Source organism: Pandoraea pulmonicola (genome assembly GCF_000815105.2).
In the GTDB taxonomy this organism is placed as follows: Bacteria; Pseudomonadota; Gammaproteobacteria; order Burkholderiales; family Burkholderiaceae; genus Pandoraea; species Pandoraea pulmonicola.
The window spans coordinates 1,608,655-1,628,853 of record NZ_CP010310.2 but is presented as its reverse complement, the minus strand read 5'-3'; the positions used below and the strand labels follow the sequence as shown (position 1 = coordinate 1,628,853).

At 61.1% G+C, this 20,199-nt stretch carries 14 protein-coding genes and 1 pseudogene; 4 read left to right on the top strand and 11 right to left on the bottom strand.

Translation table 11 applies throughout. The features are described 5' to 3' along the window. Nucleotides 1-48 precede the first annotated feature (48 nt). Nucleotides 49-684: a FadR/GntR family transcriptional regulator gene (locus RO07_RS07260; RefSeq protein ID WP_039409358.1), complete on the top strand. Its 636-nt coding sequence runs from the start codon at nt 49-51 to the stop codon at nt 682-684. A gap of 98 nt (nt 685-782) precedes the next feature. Here the strand turns inward: RO07_RS07260 and RO07_RS07255 are convergent, their stop codons facing one another. The 4 genes from RO07_RS07255 to RO07_RS07240 form a co-directional block, all read right to left on the bottom strand. Further along, nucleotides 783-2,498 (bottom strand): acetolactate synthase catalytic subunit, encoded by a 1,716-nt coding sequence (locus RO07_RS07255; RefSeq protein ID WP_039409356.1) that lies wholly within the window; start codon nt 2,496-2,498, stop codon nt 783-785. Then, entirely contained in the window at nt 2,495-3,928 is a 1,434-nt protein-coding gene (locus tag RO07_RS07250) for an aspartate aminotransferase family protein (RefSeq protein ID WP_218026542.1), read from the bottom strand. Before RO07_RS07250 ends, RO07_RS07255 begins: the two co-directional genes overlap by 4 nt. A 189-nt stretch (nt 3,929-4,117) precedes the next feature. After that, the gene (locus RO07_RS07245) at nt 4,118-5,188 is read right to left on the bottom strand and encodes an SRPBCC domain-containing protein (RefSeq protein WP_039409354.1); all 1,071 of its coding nucleotides are present in this window, start codon (nt 5,186-5,188) and stop codon (nt 4,118-4,120) included. Continuing rightward, the gene (locus RO07_RS07240; protein WP_039409352.1) at nt 5,185-5,568 is read right to left on the bottom strand and encodes an ArsR/SmtB family transcription factor; all 384 of its coding nucleotides are present in this window, start codon (nt 5,566-5,568) and stop codon (nt 5,185-5,187) included. The genes RO07_RS07245 and RO07_RS07240 overlap by 4 nt, the downstream gene beginning before the upstream one ends. A 322-nt stretch (nt 5,569-5,890) precedes the next feature. Here RO07_RS07240 and RO07_RS07235 point away from each other — a divergent pair, with 322 nt between their 5' ends. From RO07_RS07235 to RO07_RS07225, 3 genes are all read left to right on the top strand, one after another. Next, nucleotides 5,891-8,104 carry an NEL-type E3 ubiquitin ligase domain-containing protein gene (locus RO07_RS07235; RefSeq protein ID WP_160118060.1) on the top strand — a complete coding sequence of 738 codons (2,214 nt, stop codon included), beginning with the start codon at nt 5,891-5,893 and terminating at the stop codon, nt 8,102-8,104. Nucleotides 8,105-8,375: 271 nt separating this feature from the next. After that, a complete protein-coding gene (locus RO07_RS07230) occupies nt 8,376-11,612 on the top strand; it encodes an RCC1 domain-containing protein (RefSeq protein WP_147284533.1) in 3,237 nt (1,078 codons plus the stop codon). Between the two features lie 157 nt (nt 11,613-11,769). Next, nucleotides 11,770-13,179 (top strand): hypothetical protein, encoded by a 1,410-nt coding sequence (locus RO07_RS07225; RefSeq protein WP_039409350.1) that lies wholly within the window; start codon nt 11,770-11,772, stop codon nt 13,177-13,179. Between the two features lie 157 nt (nt 13,180-13,336). Here RO07_RS07225 and RO07_RS07220 read toward each other — a convergent pair whose 3' ends face one another. The 7 genes and pseudogenes from RO07_RS07220 to RO07_RS26520 all read right to left on the bottom strand — a co-directional run. Then, a complete protein-coding gene (locus tag RO07_RS07220) occupies nt 13,337-14,896 on the bottom strand; it encodes a hypothetical protein (protein ID WP_039409348.1) in 1,560 nt (519 codons plus the stop codon). Nucleotides 14,897-16,228: 1,332 nt separating this feature from the next. After that, nucleotides 16,229-16,888, bottom strand: coding sequence for a papain-like cysteine protease family protein (locus tag RO07_RS07210; RefSeq protein ID WP_084072495.1), 660 nt, complete (start codon nt 16,886-16,888; stop codon nt 16,229-16,231). Nucleotides 16,889-17,066: 178 nt separating this feature from the next. Beyond that, a complete protein-coding gene (locus RO07_RS07205) occupies nt 17,067-17,654 on the bottom strand; it encodes a hypothetical protein (RefSeq protein WP_039409342.1) in 588 nt (195 codons plus the stop codon). 40 nt (nt 17,655-17,694) lie between these two features. Further along, nucleotides 17,695-18,366 carry a papain-like cysteine protease family protein gene (locus RO07_RS07200; protein WP_084072494.1) on the bottom strand — a complete coding sequence of 224 codons (672 nt, stop codon included), beginning with the start codon at nt 18,364-18,366 and terminating at the stop codon, nt 17,695-17,697. 124 nt (nt 18,367-18,490) lie between these two features. Continuing rightward, the gene (locus RO07_RS07195) at nt 18,491-19,054 is read right to left on the bottom strand and encodes a hypothetical protein (protein ID WP_218026543.1); all 564 of its coding nucleotides are present in this window, start codon (nt 19,052-19,054) and stop codon (nt 18,491-18,493) included. Between the two features lie 42 nt (nt 19,055-19,096). After that, on the bottom strand, nt 19,097-19,477 hold the full coding sequence (locus tag RO07_RS07190; RefSeq protein WP_072636977.1) for a hypothetical protein: 381 nt from the start codon (nt 19,475-19,477) through the stop codon (nt 19,097-19,099). 61 nt (nt 19,478-19,538) lie between these two features. Next, nucleotides 19,539-19,672: pseudogene (locus RO07_RS26520) on the bottom strand (IS3 family transposase); the annotation flags it as partial. Nucleotides 19,673-20,199: the final 527 nt, after the last annotated feature.

The following is a 20,199-nucleotide window of genomic DNA, read 5'->3' as shown; positions in this document are numbered from 1 at the left end:
TTTTTTTGGCGTGCAACCAAACACGTTGGTTGTGGTGGAGAAAAAACTATGGTCGATCTGGTTGAGAGTCTGCGCAGCCGTCTCGCCAACGGTGACGCGTTGCCGGCGGAGCGGCAACTGGCCGACGAACTGGGCGTGAAGCGCCATCAGTTGCGCAATGCGCTCAAGGTGCTACGCGAGGAAGGCGAGCTGGAGACGCCGCGTGGGCGCGGCGAGGGGCAGTCGAAGCGCAACGGCGAGATGCTGGCCGGGCGCACCAATGTGCTCGAGGTGATCGAACTCCGGCTGGCGCTCGAGCCGTTCCTTGCGCGTTTGGCGGCGGTCCGGGCGACCCCGCTGGAGATTTCGCGCATCGAGCGCGCGGCGACCACGTCTCCCGGCGCCGATCGCGGCTCGACGGACCTCGCATTTCACCGCGCCGTTGCGGCAGCCTCGGGGAACGCGCTCGCCGCCGACATCTATCAGATCATCCGCCGCGTCGGCTCGGACATCCGTTTGCATATACAGCAGCCCGTTCCGCACTGCCCGGACCGCATCCGTCAACGCGACCTCGAGCATCAGGCGATCGCACAGGCCATTCGCGATCGCGCACCCGATCGCGCCGAGACGGCCATGCGCGAGCATCTGATCCGCGTGCGCGAGCAGATCATGGCGCGCATGGTGCCGGGCAGCCAGCAGAACTGATCACGCCGCCAGCCGTCCGACGACCCGGTCGCATCGGCGGACGATGCGATCGAGATTCGGCACTGCGGCGAGCGCTTGACGCCATACTGCGGCGCAACCTAGATGCCTTCCGGCTCGCGATCGAGCGTTCCGGCGAACAGGGAGAGAGGCGGATGCGCCTCAGGATCGGTGATGACTTCGAGAAGCGCCGCGCTCGGCGCCTGCACCCATTGCGCGAGCGCGCGATCGAGTTCGGCCGCGTCGCTGACTCGCCATCCCTGACACCCGCATGCCCGCGCAATGGCCGCATGCTCCACGTCGTGGAAATGACAGGCCGTCGTGAAACTGCCGAATTTCACGGTTTCCGCATCGCGCTGGAAGCCGAGAATGCCGTTGTTCAGGACGATGACGAGCACGGGTACGTTCATCCGCGTGAGGGTCTCGAGTTCGGCCCATGAATGCGCGAAGCCGCCGTCTCCCACGAGGGCGATGACACGGCCTTCGGGCCTAGCGAGCTTGGCGCCGATGGCAAGCGGCAATCCCCAGCCGAGCCCCGCCAGACCGCGCGGCGTAATGAAGCGGGAGCCCGCCTGCTTCGAGCGCAACTGGCCCACGACCCACATGGAAGAGTAGCTTGCGTCGGCAACCACGATATCGTCGGGACCGATCAGGTGTTGCAGCGTTGCCATGACCCGCTCGGGACGCAGCGGCGCACGGTCGGTCGTCATGGGCGTTCGCGCGTCCTCGAACGCCGCCCATGCGGCTGCGATACGTTGCTCGACAGCCGTTCTGCGCGCCTTGCGCTTGCTCAGGTCGCAACCGGCGAGCGCATCGTTGAGCGCCTCCACCGTGCTGGCGGCGTCGCCGATAAGGCGGGTGGCCTCATAGTTGCGTCCGATTTCCTGCGGGTCTAGATCGATCTGCACGAGTTCGGCCGTCGGCGACACGTTGCGCCAGTTGTCCGTGCCGTTCTGATTGTTGCGCGTTCCGATCTGAACGATGAGATCCGCCGCGCGGTAGATCGGCAGCGTCTGCTTACCGAGCGCGGTCGGGCCGACCAGCGCGCCCAGCACGCCGCAGGACAGGGGATGCGTTTCCGCGACCGCGCCCTTGCCCATATTGGTCGTGAAGACAGGCAGATGTGCCAGTTCCTGGAGTTTCGCGATGGCTGCGCTCGCGCGCGACGCCACAGCGCCGCCGCCAACCATCAGGACCGGATGTTCGGCCGCGGCGATCTTCTTCGCCACCGTGTCGATAAGATCCTGCGGTGGGCGCACGCGATCCAGCGGCCAGTGGCCGAGCGAGGCTTTTCGCGGTGCCACCGACGCGGGTACTTCTTCACGCAGGACGTCTGCCGGCAGCAGCAGAACCGCAGGCCCCGGACGACCGCTCGCCGCCGCAATGAACGCTGCGTCGACATAGTCGTCGACGCGATCGGCCGTGATCAATTTGCGCGTCCACTTGGCGCACGAGGCAAAAACCGCGACGTGATCGATTTCCTGGAAGGCATTGCGATCCGCCTGATTGCGCTCGACCTCCTGCACCAGCGCGATCACCGGCACACTTGCCTTGAACGCTTCGGCCAGCGGCGCCACGAGAAGCGTGGCCGCCGGCCCGTTCTGCGCGGCAACGACGGACACCTTGCCGGAGACGCGGGCATATCCGTCCGCCATCACGCCGCCCATGTTTTCCTGCCGATAGGCGATCTGGCGAATACCGATTTCCTCACAGGCGAGGATGACGGCCGAGGGCAGACTCTGCGCGAAAACGAATTCGACGCCATGGCGCTTGAGTCCCTGCGCAATGGCTTGCGCTACGGTGATGTTCGTGGTCATACGGAGATCTTCCCAATCAGTGCTGAACGGTCTTTGATGAAGGCGCCGAAAACACCGGCAACGTGATCGATATCGGCTTGCGTCATCGGCGTGGACAGACAGGCGGCGGCGCCGAACGGAAGCAGGATGCCGTTCTCGGCGAAGTAGCGGGTCATCTCGCGCATCACATCGTTTTCGGCCGGTGTGGACGTCACATCCCGAAAGTCGCGAGGCGCCACCTTTTTCGGGTGGATGCGAAAGAGCGAGGCCGCACCGGTGACGACGAAAGGCGCGTCGCTCGTCGAAATGTGGGTCCGGATGCCGTCACGCAGACGGTCGCCAAGCGCTTCGAGCCTCTCGAATACCGCCGGCGTCAGTGCCCGCATGGCCGCTTCCCCGGCAACCATCGACAACGGGTTTGCGGAGAAGGTGCCGCCCTGAGGCAAGGCCGGCCGCTTGCCGGCGGCGTCGAAGACGGACATGACTTCGCGTCGACCGCCGATGGCGCCGATAGGCAGGCCGCCACCGATGATCTTGCCAAGCGCATAGAGGTCCGGCTTCACGCCGAAGCGTGCCGCGATCCCTTGATAACCCTGGCGGAAGTTGAGCACCTCGTCGGAGATGATCAGGACGCCGTGTTTGGCCGCGGTCGATTGCACCGCCTCGAGAAATTCCGGGCTCGGCGAGATAAGACCGGCGCGGCTCGGCATGGGATCGAGCAGTACCGCTGCGAGTCGATCCGCGTTTTCGGCGATCAGGCGCCGTGCGCCTTCGGCGTCGTTCAAGCGGATAGTGACGACTTCGGCGAGCACCGATTCCGGCTGCCCTTTGTAGAACGGCACCGCGTTGGGGCGCTCGGCACTGCCCCAGTTGGCAGGCGTACTGGCCTGGCTGACTTCGACCCAGTCGTAAGCCCCGTGGTAGGCGCCCTCGATCTTCGCGATGCAGGGCCGACCGGTGAAGGCGCGGGCGGCCTTCACCGCGAACATCACCGCCTCCGAGCCGGTGTTCACGAAGCGGATGCTGTCCATCCGAGGAACGCGCTCGCACAGCAATTCCGCGAGCTCGATTTCCGCCAGCGTGGGGTTGGCAAAGCACGTGCCGGATTGCATCTGGCGTACGACGGCCTCGACGACCGGCTGGAAGCCATGGCCGTGGATCAGCGTCGTGTAATTGCCGTTCAGATCCAGGAACGCCCGGCCGTCGACGTCATGGACGTAGGCGCCCTCCCCCTTGCTCACGTATCGCGGGGTGGGATCTCGCTCGACCGTCACTCGTGTGGTGCCGTCGACAAATACCTGTTTGGCTCGTTCGAACGAGCTCAGGGAATTGCTGCCAATCACGCTGTACCTCTCCTCACTCGGGCCCCATGGCCACCGTAGAAGCGATACTATTCCCATCGAAATTTTGTTGCAACATGTTTGTTGCAACAAAATAAAGGGAATTTTCACTCATTCGGAGAGGCGCTGCTTGCTCAGGCTATTTGCCGTGGCGAGCACGGGATCAGGGCGATAGGCGTTGCGACGATGGACGCGCCGACGTTCATCGTCGGCGCGCAAAAGGGCCTTCCTCGCTCCTGACGATCAGGGCCGGCGCCGCGCTTTCACAACGGCGCCCGTAGTTCCCGAGGCCCCCACTTTCTACCGCGTCGCGATAAAACTCTTGCGCTCGGCCATCACCCTCTGCCCGCGTTGCACATTCGGATATTGCTTCAGCAACGCCTCGCCTTCGGGGAACATGCCGACATAAGCCAGGATCGGCGCCAGAAAGAGATCGGCCATCGTGACGTCATTCTCGACCAGATAGTCCCGCTCGCCGTACGCCTTGTCGAAGGCCGCCAACTGCGCAGCGATCTCCGGCAGCGCCGCCTCGATCACTGCGCGATCGGGCCCACCACCGTCCCCCTTCGGGAAAAGATATTGCAACACATAGCGACGCACCATCGCGTCGTAGGCGTGGCAGTTGATCAAACTGATCCACTGCGCCACACGCGCCGGCGCGCTCGGTCCCCCCTTCGGCATCAGGCTCGGGCCGTCGAAGGCGCCGTCAATGTAGGTCACGATCCCGTGCGTTTCGTAGAATTCAAGCGGACCGTCGGTGAATGCCGGCACGCGGCCGAACGGCTGGTGTTTCAGCAACTCCGGCGTGTGCGGCGCCATCTCCGCCAGCGTGTACGCAACCCCTTTCTCCTCCAGCGCCATGCGCACCGTGCGCACATATGGACTTCGTGCGTCGCCGTAGACGCTCACCGTGCCCGCACTTCCCGCCGGATCCAGATAGTCGTTCAGGCGATTGAACACGGATTGCCATCCGCCCATGTGCGAATCGCGCGTCTGCACGTCCGGGAACCCCGTATGCCGCATGTGCAGCCGCGTGCCCTCGTTCTCGTCCGTCAGCGTCACTTCGATCAACGTCGTGATCCGCGCCGGCATCTCGCCCGTTTCCCACGACCAGGTGTAGGCCAGGAAATCCGCGCGGTCGAGCTTCTGGTACTCGCCGGTGGCGGCATGCCGCACACCGTCGCGAGTCCCCATGACCACGCGGTACTTGCCACCCACGCGGGCGTCCGCGCTGGCCTCCACCACGCCCAGACCGCGCGGGCAATGCCAAGCCGCCAGGGCCGTCTCGTCCGTGAACGCGTCGAAGACTTTCTCGCGCGGCGCGCGGATGAAACGACTCAACTCCAGTTGGAACGTTGCTGCTCGGTTCATGATTCTGTCCCTCGATCCTTTGCCTTGCCGCGCGCATCCGCACCCGCGCCTGCGGCATGCGTGCGTTCGACGAATTCCACGAGCCGGTCGAGATTGCCTTCCCAATGCCGCCGGTACGCCTCGAGCCACTCGTGGGCATCATGCAAGCCGTCCGCACGCAAATGACATATGCGCCAGCGCGCGCTGACTTGCCGTTCGATCAACCCCGCCTCCGCCAAGACCCGAAGATGCTTCGAAATCGCGGCGCCGGACATGGCGAACGGACGTGCCAATTCCCCTACCGGCGCCTCCCCCTCGGCCAGTCGCGCCAGGATCGCGCGCCGCGTAGGATCGGCCAGGGCCGCGAATATCGTCGAGAGAGTGTCAGTGGTCGGTGGCATGTTTTCATTTAACCAATTGGTTAAATGAAAGTCAAGGTGAAAATCGCCGCGGCAACGGCGGATACGCAGCGCTTCGCTCGTGACACCGGCCTCGTCGCCTTCGCCCAGCCACTCACGCGCAACGCTCACGATGCCGCCGGCGTTGATCAGAAAATCCGGTGCATGGTAGATGCCGCGCCTCGGCGTGCAGGCTTACGACATGGCGATATCCGTGCCCCCGTGCCCTCGCTCCGATGCTCGTTTTTTAATAGCCGTGCATGCGATTCCACGTCCAACATGCGCCTATCGAGCAACGCCCGCCCTCCTTGCCATTCCAGCCACGATGCCGATCACGCCCACCGAACCAGCTTCGCTGGCCTCGCCAGTTCAGCCGTTGAACTCGCCGCACTGCTCGTCCCGGCAATTCAATGAAGCAAAGGGGCGGGTGCTTGAGTATGCAGGCCAGTGTGAGGAGCCGGGTCATGAGCGGCGTTGCGCCGCGTTATTGGCCGCGCTCGCCTGGACGGCTCGCCAGTCCGGCTGGACAGACGGTGCCGACATGGCGTCGGTGCGCCGGGATCTGACGCAGCATCTGGCGCGCTCGCGTCGTGAAAGTGTCGACGCCGAGGCGTTGGCTGACGCTCTCGCAAGCCTTTGCCTGGAAAATGCACCCGGCAGCCAGTCCTCCACTCCCTCGTCAGTGCATGTTCAGCTCGCCAGCGACGTGCTCGCCACGCTGAACACTCGCCTGGAAGCGGGGCCGTTACTGAGTGCACTGAACGAGAGCACGACCGAACAGCTGGAGGGACAAGGCCGCGGCGTCGAGGAACTCTACCGGTCTGCCCTGTGCGCATGGGTGGCCATCGCGCCACCGAACGACAAAGGCCGCGCGATCGTGAAGGACAGGATTCTCCACATGACGGATGGCAAACTCGACTTGAGTGACCTGGAGTTGAGCAGCTTGCCGGAATTACCTGCCGGCCTGATCACGCTTGACGCTAGATATAACCAGTTGACCGACCTGCCTCCCCTGCCCGAGGGTATCCGCTCGCTTGGTGCAACCCGCAACCAGCTGACCCAACTGCCGCCCTTGCCCAGGAGTCTCATCGAGCTTGACGCAGTCCACAATCGGCTGACTCACCTGCCGGAATTGCCTGCGGACCTCGTGTCGCTCGACGCAGCCAATAACCGGCTGGCCGGGCTGCCCCCATTGCCAGCAAACCTCAACGTACTTAGCGTGAGCGTTAATCAACTGACCGAATTGCCGCCCTTGCCGCCAGGCCTCGTGTGGCTCAGTGCGTATGACAACCGGCTCAGCCGGTTGCCTGTGCTGCCGGCGAGCCTCACGTCGCTCTGGGCATATCGCAACCAGTTGACCGAGCTGCCCCCCTTGCCCGCGAGCCTCACAGTGCTCGAAGTCGACGGCAACCGGCTGTCCCGACTGCCGCCAAGCATTTTGAACTTGGCGCGCGACAGTGAGATATCCGTTGAAGGCAACCGGTTGTCGCCCGCCTTCCTGCAACAATTGCTTGCCGCCACCTCCGCACCACGGTATAGCGGGCCTCGGATCCACTTCTCCATGGGGGCTTCCGGCATGGTCACCGAAGCAGCACGCCCTCTACACGAGTCGGTTAGAGACTGGTTCAGCAACGACGAACAAGCACAGGTGCATCAATGGCAGATGCATGACGAGGAAGCGCACGCCGCCGAGTTTTCCCGTTTTCTGGATCGTTTGAAAAGCTACGCTGTCAACAACAACGTCGACTTCAAGATGGCTGTCGCCAAGTGGTTATCCAGGCTCGTCCGGGACGAGGAGCTTCGTCAGTTGGTCTTCCAGACCGCCCGAGGGGCCACCGTGTCCTGCGAGGATCGGATCGCACTGACGTATAACAACCTGACGAAACTCAGCGATGCCCACGCCATCGGTCGTGGCGAGTATGACACCAGGCTGGACGAGATCGTCGAGCGCGGACGCGGCGCATTCCGTCTGGATGCCCTGGAGAAAATTGCTCGCAAGAAGGCTCGGGCGTTATCGGCGCTCGACGAAATCGAAGTCTATCTGGCCTATCAGGTGCAATTGCGCGAACGATTGAAATTACCCACTGACATCGCGAACATGCGCTACTTCAATGTTTCGGGGGTAACCGCACAGGATCTGGAGAACGCCGAGCAGGAAGTGCTTGCTCGCGAGCAGGCGGAGTTCCCCCATTATTTCCTGGTCGAATGGGAGCCCTGGCAGCAAGTGCTGGCCCGGCTGGATCGTGAGGGAACAGAGCGCGCGCGTCAGAAATTACGGGACATGCTCCCCGATTACGACCGCGAAGTGACGGCGCGGCTTGCCAGCCTTGGGTTGCCGGACGATCCCGAGACGCAGGCACAGGTCGGGGTCGGTCTCATGAAGACACGGCAGTTGGCGGTCTACGAAGCGCTCACTCGAGAGTTCCTGCGCAAGCGGGGGGAGGAAGCACTCCTGGACCGGATCATGGCGCGGCCAACCGGTGACGGCGCCAGCATCGCTCAAAGCCCGCGACAGACGGGCGACCGTCCCCAGCATTGACGCGCGCCCCCGATTTCATCGCCATTTGGCAATCTCCCCAACGCCCTCCGCAAGCGCGGCCGCGCCGCACGTCGCCCCCCTGGCACTGACTCGGTTTCATGACGCACTTCCCTCGCCCCCCTATCGCGAGGAGTCCGCATTATGTACCTGCGTCGCGCGTCCCGATAACTATTAACGTTGCCAGTTGTGCATGCTCACGGCGTATGGCGTGATGATGGCTGTGCGAGCACGCGGGGCACGCCCGCCCCCGGGGTATTTCGAGGACATCACCATGGACACCAAATATGTAACCCTGGTACCGTCGAGCGGCTCCGCCGCCGATCCCGATGCGGAGCGCGGGGTGCGGCGCGCCCCGGCAGGCGCGGTGCCAGGTGGCTCGGCGCCCGGCACCGTACCTGCCGCGGCGCCCGTTCTGCTGCCCGCCCCAGCATGCGCCGAGGCCGCCAGCGGCTATCTCATCCCGGATGCACTGCCGGCGAAGGGCGTGGAATTCACCATTGCGGCCTATCCGGGCATGGCTCAGGGCGACTACCTCCTGTGCTACTTCGACAAAGGCGGCCCCGGCGAGTACACATCGCCGGAGATCGACATCACCAAGAATTCGGTCGGCAAGCCCCAGACGTTCACCGTACCGAAAGCCAACGTCGTCAAAGCGCTCGATAAAGACGTGAAGGTCTACTACACAGTCGAATTCGCCGATGGCACGAACGCGGACTCGCCCCAGCTCGCCCTGCACATCGGCGAACCGACCATGCTCAAGGCGCCCCGCGTGGACGAAGCACCGGACGGACACCTTAGCGACGCGCTCGCACACGGCGACGTGCACGTCAGAATCCCCATCTACGACGGCATGGCGGCGAAGGACCAGATCTACATGTACTGGGGCACCGCCGGCGACCCCGGCTACTACGACGACGAGATCACCATCCGCGCGGTGCGCGAAGTCGCGATCCTGGTGCCGGCCGAGTATGTCGAGAACTGGCTCGACAAAAGCGTGAAGATCACTTACAACGTCAAGCGCGGCGATGCGGTCTATTCCTCCGAACCGCTTACACTGCTGATCGGCAACGCCGAGGATCCGAACCTGATGCCGCCGCCGACGGTGCAGGAAGCCTTCGACGGCATCCTCAATCCCGATCTGGTCAACCCCGGCGGGGCGAAGGCGCTGATCGGCCCCAACGCCACCCTGGCCAACGGCGTCACCGGCAGGGTCGTTTGGTGTGGGGGGCCGTCCAACGGGGGCGCGGAGTGGCCGTTCGACATCAGCGAACGCTACCTGACCAATCCCTACCCGGTCACGATCCCTTACGACAATATCGTCCCGTTCATCGGCAAGACGGCCACGCTCTCCTATGAGGCCGATATCCTGCCCCCCCTGCCGTTCCTGTCGAACGTCCTCACCCTGAAAGTCGAGCGCAAGACGGCGCAGGTGGCGCCCGCGTCCATTCCCGAACTGGTCAACGACGTGCTCGATCCGCGCAACATCTCGCCTTCCGACGGCGCCTTCGTGTACGTGCCGCCCAACGAGCAGATGAAGGTGGGCGACACCGTCCGGTTGACATGGGCCTGCGAGAATTCACTGGGCAACTGGGACAACAGTTTCATCGTCTTGCCGTCGGATATCGGCAAATCGATCGGCTTCCAGGTGCCGTTCCAGTCGATCATCGCGGGCCGCGAGTCCAAGGTGACGGTCTCCTACGACATCGTGCGCGGCGGCAAGACCTTCGCGCAGGGCACCCCTTTGACGCTGCTCATCCATCAGGGGACGCTGCCGGCGCCGACGATCGACGAGGCCAAACAGGACAAGCTCGATCCGGCGGACTGCGCCAACAGCGCCACGGTACGACTGCCCGCCTCGGGCAGTTTCCTCACGGGCGACCTGATCACGCTGAACTGGCAAGGCGCAAACACGGCCGACGGCACGATCGCCGTGCCCCACACCGTCACCGACCAGGAGTCCGGCGGCGACATCACCCTGCTGATACCCCTCAAGACCGTGCAGGCGGACGTCGGCCAGTCCGTCACGCTCGGCTACACGGTCCAGCGCGCCAGCAGCACGCCGGATGAAACCTCCCCACCGTCCATCTACGACGTCGTTGCCGTGCCGGACAAGGGCAAGTTGCTGGTAATGGGGGCGCGCAACAACCGGAGCGTCTATCGCGGCACCAGCACCTCGCAATACCTGAGCGCGTTCGACAAGACGACGCTGGCGCCGGTAAGCGCGCAATGGAGCTACGTGGACCAGCGGACCTCGGTCGTGGGGACGTCGTTCAAGGACACGCGCCCCTGGGTGCCGCTCACGGTGCAGACACAGGACGATTCGGTCACGCTCAACTGGGCCAATATCGTCGGCTCCGGCTCGGACGCCGCCACGCCCGGCGCGTCGGCCCTGGCCGCCCACCTCAATCACGGCAACGTGATCGCCTGGGGCGTGGCCGACTTCGGCGGCAACGAACCGCCGACGACCATCACGTACAACGACGTGGTCGAGGCAAGCTCCTCGCAAAAGGGCTTTGCCGTGCGGCGCAAGGATGGAAGGATTGCCGCATGGGGCACCCCGGCACTGCCCGACGGCTTCGTCATGACCGATGCGATGCGCATCTCCGGCAACGCCTCGGCATTCGCCGTGCTGCGCACCACGGGCCAAGCGGTGGCATGGGGCGACGCCACCAATGGAGGCAAGGTGACGGACGCCGTGGCAGGACTCAGCGACCTCACCACGCTCCACATGGCCGGCTTCGCCTTCGCCTCGATACGGAAAACAGGGAGCGTCGTGGCATGGGGCAACGCCAACTTTGGGGGCCTCGTGCCGACTGACATCGGCCAGATGACCGACATCGTCGACGTGCGTGGCAATTACACGGCGTTCTGCGCCTTGCGCGCCAACAAGACGGTGGTGGGCTGGGGACAAGCCTCCGATGGCGGCGCGGTGCCCACCGGGATCGCGGCCCGCTCCGACATCGCGGAACTGGCCAGCGCCTCGGCGCGCGCCTTCGCCGTGCTCACCGAAGGCAGGCAAGTGCTCGCATGGGGCCTTCCCGCGAATGGCGGCACACTGCCCGCAGACATCGCCAGCCTGAGCGATATTGCAGAGGTGACCGCCACCTGGGGCGCTTTCGCGGCACGGCGCGCCAACGGAACGGTGGTGGCCTGGGGCAACGGCGCGCAAGGCGGAACCGTGCCGGACGCGGTCGCCCTGTGCAACGACATCGTGCAGGTGTGCGGCACCGGCCGCGCCTTTGCCGCCTTGCGCAAGAACGGCCAGGTGGTGGCCTGGGGCGACCAAACGGTGGGCGGCAACACCGCTGCGGTCGCGGCGAAGCTGCAGAACGTGCGAGCGCTGTATGCCAGCAGCGAGTCCTTCGTGGCACTTCTGGACGGCGGCGGCATCGTCACCTGGGGCGTGCTGGCGGGCGGCGGCGACAACTCGAAGGTGCCGACGATCATCAACGAGAATGGGGCCCTGACCTACGTGGCGACGGCTGCGTCGCGCGGCCTCATCAGCTAGCGCGCAGCGGGGCGCGGCAGGCCGGAGCGGCGAATGCCGCCCGCCGCGCTCCCCCTCGATGACCGCGAAAGCGGCGCGACTTGCGAGGTGCCTGCCACGATTTCCACGGGCAAGGCGCGCACGGTAACAGCAGGAAAACAACAGGAGGCCAATATAAATGCGGTTAAAGAATTGGTTCCGCGCCGCCGCGGCCCTGTCGCTCGTCGCTCTTGGCGTCCCCGCTCACGCGCTTTCCGGAACGGACGTCAGCCATCTCGTCAATCAACGTTACCAGTCCACGCCGTCTCGCTGCTTCGTCGACAAGCCGGCCTACGCATGCTCGGGGGTTCTCCTGCGCGCCGTCGCTGCCGGCGCCGGCGATTTCTGGCGGCTCGGCAGCGACGAGACGACCACTGGCATTGCTCGCCTGAGCTACGCGCGACGCGACATGCCGCAGCCCGACCTGCCCTCGCCGGTGGGCTTCGTGCTTGCCGACGTCCCGAGCGCCGCCGGCGACGGCCGGCCCTATGAACTGCGCTGCGGCTGCCCGCCGCTGGCTTCGACATTGCCCGCATGCGCCGATTGTCCGTCGGACCCGAACGAAGTCGGTGTGAACACGTGGAACGTGAATGCTCCGGTAACGATCCCGATACAGGCCATCTTCTACGACGTCGGCCACGGCGGCCAACTGACCCAGGCGCTGCAGTATCAAAAACAGTATTACGATGCGACCCGGCAATGGGTGCCCATCCTCAGAACCCTCCTGGCCGACAAGGGCGCCTCCGCCTTCGGCTTCGACGAACGGGACCAGCTCGACTGGGGCTACAAGGTCGTCAAGGATCTCGACGCGCGCTTTGTCGATCTGCGCATGACGTGCCCCGGCAACACCCCTGGCTACGCTTGCAGCGGCATACTCATCCGCGACAGCGGCTACGGCACAGCCTTCCATTCGTGGAACCCCAGTCCGAACTCGCAGGCACGCAACGGCGTGTCGTTTTCATACGCCCGCAGCGATATGAACATGCGCACGACAGCCGGCCTTGGACCCGGCGTCATCATGCGCGAATTGCAGGCGCCCACGGCACACCCCCTGCAATGGCGCTGCGCCTTCCCCACGAACGCCTGTACGGCCTGCGGAGGCTACCGGTCCGATAGCTGCAACACGGGTTCGGACTATCGCCTGTGCGACGCGCGCGGCATCGACACGGCCGAGCAATGGCTCACCAGCTACCGCTATGCCCCCGGGGACGCATGTGGACTCGCGCCGACCGTAGCCCAGTTCGAGACCTTCGCGGCACTGCGCCAGACCTTCACCGCAAGCCACGACGAGATCATCATCGCGCCCTGGCCGCAGGACATCCCGATGCAGATACCGCTGCAAGCCCTCTACTATCCGAGCGCCGGCGCCAAGCCGGGTGCGCAGTATATTCAGAACGACTACATGAACACGACGGGCCACTTCATGCCGATCCTGTACGTGGACCTCACCCAGCCGGCCGGGAGCGTTTTCACCTACGACCCGGACGACCAGCAGGGTGCGCTTTCGCACTCCGTACTCGCGATATTCGGCGCGGGCCATCGTGACTGAGGCTAGCAAGCGTGGGCTCTCCGGCCGCGGCAACCGCAGCCATCGGGACCTGTCCCGAATGCCTGCCCGAATCGATCTGACTCGATCTGACTCGATCTGACTCGCCCCCTTGTCGCCTCGAGACACTCGGCGCTATCGGGACGACCGGCCTTGGAGGCTATACCTCGTCCTCCTGGCCCGGATCTTCATCATGGCTGGCGTGCGCAGCGTTGCTTCTGCGCCGCAAGACCATGCCCAGCCGATCCGCCATGTACTGCATGCCGGAATCGATTCCTTCGCTGGCCTTCGCGCCAAGCACGTTCTTGCTGTTCGGATCGTGCATATGGGCTGCCGCCATACCCTGGCCATAGCCGTAGTAAAGCGCCATCAGCGCCGCGTACTTGGCCCCCTCCTCGGCCACCAGATTTCCGTGGGAGGCCTCACCGGCCGCGGTCCTGGCGACGAATACGCTGGCAAATCCTGCCGCGAGAATCATCTGAGAAGCAATGCCTTCCAGCGTTGTTACGCTCTTGAACAATCCCTCAGGCAATCTGGTGACGCTGTTGCCCAAGTGCTTCGCGGCGCGAATCCCCATACTCGCCGCCTTTGCTGCGTTCGACGAGTTGAGTGCGTCAATGCAATCTGCCAGGTCGGTTCGCGCAAGAAGATAGGGAACGCCGCTTTCGCCTCGCTTCTCGTCGAGGATGTGACGAAGCACTCTGAAACCCATGCCCGCGAAACAGCCTCCAACCGGATCGAAGTAATCGTCGATCGTTCCAACGAGTGCCAATGGGGCTCCCGACGCGGCGGCCAGGCCCGAGGTGGCAAAACGCAGCAGGTTTCGGGCGCCATACGTGCCCACGAACAGTGTGCCCATCAAGTGCCCCAACTGCGCCGTGGTGAGCGTCTTGGACGCTCTGGCTTCATTGACCCACTCCGGAAGACTCTCGGCAGGCGGACGCGTGTAATAGGCATCGTGGAACGTCCTTTCCAAAGCCGGGTCGACCACCACATCGGAAACACCGAGCGGCACCCCGGCAATGCCCCCCATCGCAGCCATTTCTCCGAGCGTCGGCTTGTCGCCCATACCAATCCAATCGGCGATGACATCGCGCCCCGTTAAATTGAGAAAGGCGCTCATCCCGTTGAATCCGGCGCTACCGGCAAGCCCATGACACCCCGCGGCGATCAAGTCGAGTTTCTTGGCCTCGCGAAGCATTGCACACAGCTTCTCCGGCGTGTCCACACCCTTGGACTGCAGGATTCTGGCTTGGCGCTCGGCGAAGGCGCGCGCATTGATCGGCGCATCGCGCTTCTTCGTGATTGCACTCAGAACCAGTTCCGTGGTTCCTGCAAGATCCAGGCCGTTCTTCCTGGCCTGGTGCTCGACGTAATCGATTTGGTTGACGAAGCGATGCGATTCCGCGCCAGGCTGGTTGGTCGGAATGTGCGGTATTTCAGCGTTGTTAAGCGCAACATTGATGCGCGCCGCCGCCTGCTCGGCATTATGCTGTGTAGCATCAGAAGAACTCCCCACCGTAAAGATCACCTGCTGAGCCACCTCGTTTTGGATAGAGGGATCAACCGGGATGGGCAGTTCCTCGGAGCCAGGGAAATCTGGAGGTATGTCAGTGCCGCTGCCCCCGGGTTGCTGCCTGGAGGCTTCTTGCTGCGCGGCGGTTAATAGGGGGCGGATCGAGGAAGCGCTCTCAGACTGTAGGGACAAGTCCGTTTTCATATTTGAAATGGGCCTCGTGCGGATGGTCGAATACGCAGAGGGAAATGCAGAAGGAGCGGTTCGGCGTCAAACGACCGGGGTTACAGATGGGCTGCAGCTACATGTTCAGCACGCTTAGGATCGGACGCGCGCCCCTCTGGGTTGCTAGTATCCAAAGTGCCCAGAGCACGCCGTAGCGACTGCAACGTTGAGCTCCTGCTGCGAAACGGCGTACTCATTGCCGCAATGCCCGCATGACCATCGCTCAGGCGCGCTCTCGGACAATTCACTGAGAAGCGCGCTGTTACGCTCTCCACAATGAGAGCAACTCGTGGACACGGGCAGGTCAAACCAAAAATCCCAGGTCAGGATGGCTCGCAGGGCGTTCAACATATATCCCCCCAACTTGAGTGCGGGCTCTGTGTAGCGAGTTGCCAACGCCGCTTCAGGACGACACTCGCTCCACGTTCTCACCATCGGCCCAGGGGGCTCCGGCAAGCTACGCCGCGAAGGCGGGACAGGCGCCCCCGAGCTCGGGTAATCGGGTGGAGGTGGCGGAATTCGAACCCGCGTCCAACGCGCCTTCACGTTGACGGTTAAATTCTCTCAAAGACACAAGGCGGCGGATTTCAAAAAACGGTCTTCGCCGCCGAACAGCGGTAATCGACGTGTTGTCGGGAGACTAGAGATGCATGTGAACATGCAGGCTGGGAGATTGGGTGGGAACTACCAATTCGTTTCGATAGATGTGGTATCCAATACCGGCATACCCAACAGTTTCGAGGGTCGACTGCCGTTTGGAATTAACGGTGATTGGCCGTGACCAATGAAGCCGCGATGCACACGGCAATAGCCGTGCGTATTATCGCTGCATATTTTCAGGCCATCCCGGGCTGTATCGATCCGCCGAGACGATGGAGCACGTCGCTGCCGGCACTTGCTCCGGCGCAATCCCGGTGCTTCGTCGTACTGTCGCAAATCACAGCTCTGCTCCCACTGAGCCGACAAGGGCTGCGATTGCCGGCGGTGTCGTGGAGTCGTGAAGCGGGAGGGAATCGAAATATCAGTTCATTGAACTTGACTCTGTCCTCAGCCAAGCGAAGATATCCGCGGCAGCATAGAGTTTGTGGAGTTCAATCGGCTCCGACTCCGACTTCGACTCCGACGCGCTCGAAGGGGCCAGAGGAATGATCAAGTCATCATCCGTGCCATGCAACCACAAGGCGACGAAAAAAACCTTCGATAAGACCATTCAGGAACTCGCTGATCGTGTCTACAGTATTGGGAGACGCACTACTGAACACGATTGCCATAGCAGTTACCTCTTTCGAGAGGGGTGTTCAGGCATGCACATCACGCACCTACTTTTCCCGTGTAGTAAGTGTTCGCCCACACTGACCCACGAGCATCCTTATATTGGGTCGGGAAATTACTAACAGGCACCCATTGAATCGCGACGGTCCACGGATCACATACAAGCCACATCGCATTAGCAGCAACATTAGCTATCGCAGCAATAACTACAGCATGGCCACCTGGACGAGGCTTTTTGGGAAGGAGGCGAACGACAAAGGGACTATTCAGAATTAATTCATTCTCAAGCGATCGTATGGCGGGCATCCCCTTCACACTTCTCACGAACAGACCAAAGGCATGTAATGCGGAAAGCGTACTACCCCCTTTATCGCATATTTTTCTATTGCGAGCATAATTGGCGTCTGAACAGGTACCAGGAGCTAGGTTATACATATGGCTGACCATAGCCGCCTGAGTCCATTTTCCATTATCCTCTGGATAATAGTAGTTCCGCAAGGACGAAGTCACGGCCACCCAACACCACGTATCATGTTCCTGCGGTTTAAAGTAATCGGGGTAGCTGGTAGTAGCCCCGCCTGGAACACCGATAAGCTCACTTCCGGTCGCCCCTGAATGGTTTGGCCTATTTTTACTAGACAGGGAAAGGCGTTGCAACGACAAGCATGCGGGCAACTGCTTTTCGTTTGAAGAAGTCATGGTCGCTCCCAGTAGGTATTCCCCGGCAGAGCCTGGGGCATTACTCAGAGTGGTTTAAGGGTATCGGCCGTAAGGTGAATCGGCCATCATGCTGGTGCGTTCGATCTATACATCGCGCTGCCGTGACCAGTTCTTCCCCGCCTTCGGAAGAAATGCCATTATCGGTACGATTGTCATATCAGTCTGTCGAGTCTGCCCTCGTCTTCAGCCAAGCCAAGATATCCGATGCAGCATAGATCTTGTGGAGTTCGATCGGCTCCGACGTCGACTCCGACACGCTCGAAGGAGCCAGAGGAATGATCAAGTCATCATCCGTGCCATGCAACCACAAGGCGACGAAATAAAACTCGTCGACGTAATAAAGCTGCCGTGCTTGATAGTCCTTTGCATGGATGCGCTCGTCCGCTTCCGCGATCTGCAGCGCGGTCACGGTCGATTGGGTCATAGGAGTGTCGACGCTGCTTGAAACAACTTGAATCTGTCCATCGTCACCCGTGTCCAGACAAACATCGTTGATGGCTGTTCCACCGGAAATCAGCAAGTAGCGCCATCCACCTGCGGTAGCGTTCGCCAAGGGCTGGCCGGAGTCAAGCTCATCGCCATCCAGGTAGTACATCGGTAAACCATCCGTTATGGACACATCATCAGGATCGAACCGAGCTGCTGCCGGCATCTTATCCAGCAAGCCACCTTCGACAAAACCATTCAGGAACTCGCTGATCGTTTCTTCAGCATTAGGGGACGCACTACCAAATACGATTGCCATAGAAGTTACCTCTTTCGAGATGGAGTTTCAGGCATGCGCTTCATCGATTAAAACCTAATTTAGATGTGTAATAGGTAGATTGCCACTTTACACCACGATCATCCTTATATTGGGTCGGAAAATTATTAACAGATACCCATTGAGTCGCCACGGTCCACGGATCACACACAAACCACATCGCATTGGCAGCAGCATTAGCTATCGCACTGATAACCACAAAATGACCATTTGGCCGAGGTTTTTTAGGAACCAGATAAACAACAAATGGACAATTTAGAATTAACTCATTCTCAAGTGATCGTATACTGGGCATCCCGCTTCCTATCGCACCCCTTACATACATACTTAATGCAATTAACGCATCACGTGCGCTACCCGATTTATTGCATATATTTTTATTACGAGCATAATTTGGGACCGAACAAGTGCCTTGAGGGAGGTTAAACATGTGACAAACAATAGCTTCCTGGGTCCATTTCCCGTTCTCCTCTGGATAATAGTAGTTCCGCAAAGAGGAAGTCACGGCTACCCAACACCACATATCATGTTCCTGCGGTTTAAAGTAATCGGGGTAGCTGGTAGAAGCCCCGCCTGGAACGCCGAAAAGCTCGCTTCCTGTCGCCCCTGATTGGTTTGGCCTATTTTTGCTAGACAGGGAAAGACGCTGCAACGACAAGCATGCGGGCAACTGCTTTTCGTTTGAAGAAGTCATGGTCGCTCCCAGTAGGTATTCCCCGGCAGAGCGGGGGCATTACTCAGAGTGGTCTAAGGGTCTCGGCCGCAAGGTGACACGGCCATCATGCTGGTGTGTTCGATCTATACACCGCGGCACTGCTTTATCGCACGACAATAAAGGGGTCCCAACTGAAGAAGATTTGCTGCTGCGTAAGGCCATTGGTCGTCAAGGAGGCATGGATCTGATAGGTGGAGTTAGAAGCGTTCATCGCCTGGCCAACCCAATAGTCATAGGCCACCTGCCGAGGGTAGCCGCCGCTGCCAAACACATCGCCGCTCGATACCGAAATTCCCATGATGGCTACCTGATCCCCACGATTAGGGTTAACAGGGTCAATATAGAAACCGATGAAATCCAGTGGCTTGACCGCCGTGCTCAGCTCATCCCCGCCTTCGGCAGAACTGCCGTTATCGGCACGATTGTCATACATGTATACGCCAGCATTGATTAGGCCGCCGCCAACGGTCGCTACGTAAGCCGTGTCGACCATGATACGTATTACCGTTTGAGGATTATTGATGCCGTAGGCTGCTTCCTGCCTCACCAGTGCATCTTTTTGGTTCGGAACAGCTTTAATCCGATTTTTCGCCTCTGTTTGAGACGTCGATACTGTCTGCAGCACTTGCCGCTCGGACAAATTCACCACTTTCGTTATTGTGGCCATGATATCTCTCTCAATTCCTTTAATACCTTGGGAAAATGGTACTTACGCCACTACGACCGCAGGGGCGAACTTCGCCGTGACGGTTTCACCGGTGCTTGAGACAATGTCAAGCGACGTGTTGTAATAAAACGTTCCGGCCGCTTCCGCTATTCCGACGTAGGCGGTACCGTCAGTGATATCAGTCGCCATTTCGGGTTGCCCGGTGGTACCCCAGGCACCGGCATTTCCAATTTCGTTGATCGTTGCGTAACCCGACGATTTCGGGTTCAACATTTCAACAAGCCAACAAATTTTGTCGCCACGCGACACGTTCATCGTGGCATTAGGGATTATGTAGACGCCATTGGTTGTCCCGGAGGCAATAATGAGGTCGTCGATCAAAATTCGGATAAAGACGTCAGCGTCTTTTGTACTAAAAGCCACGATGAACTCCTTCGTTGGAGTTGCCCCCGTATCCGAGGACACCCGAACAATGATAATTTCGTGTTGCCGCACCGCGCCGAAACTCCCGCGAAGAACGGTATTTCAGGGCTTTGTGCGGATGGCGCTCATGTAGTGCTAGAAGGCAACAGCCAGATGTGCGAGCGCCGTGGGCACATCGATTTTGGTCATGATTGCTGCGGTGATCGTCGCATTACCAAGGTAATACGCCCTCTCGCCAGAATTTATTTTCCTATTCGGTTAGTTATCCTAATAGTCTCGCAAAAACCAATCCTCCAACCGAATCAACAGTACGTTAATCAGCGCTTCCCCATGAACGAAGAACCTATCGCCGCGAGATAGTCAGCCGAAACAATCGCTTCGCTTTCATATCGGCATGAGCGGCGTGCTTTCTCTGCGCAAAATCGAGTCTAGCCGAGTATGGAACCGCGGAAACCTATCTAAGCTAATAGTTCAGCCCCGGAAATGCAGGGGGACTGGGGCTTCGCCCTTGCGGTACCGAAACGAGCCCCCCGAAACCCCAGGGTCGTGGAGCACGAACAGGCAGCATCTGGCCGATCGCATCAAAATAGTGCGCGGAGTATTTCTAAATACCAGCAAAAATTCCCGCGAATAAGTAAAGTAGTGCCAGCGAATTTGGAATAAGAGTGTCGATGTGCCAGTCCAGCTTTGGAGCGCGGTTGGATTGCATGAGTCCCGTCTGT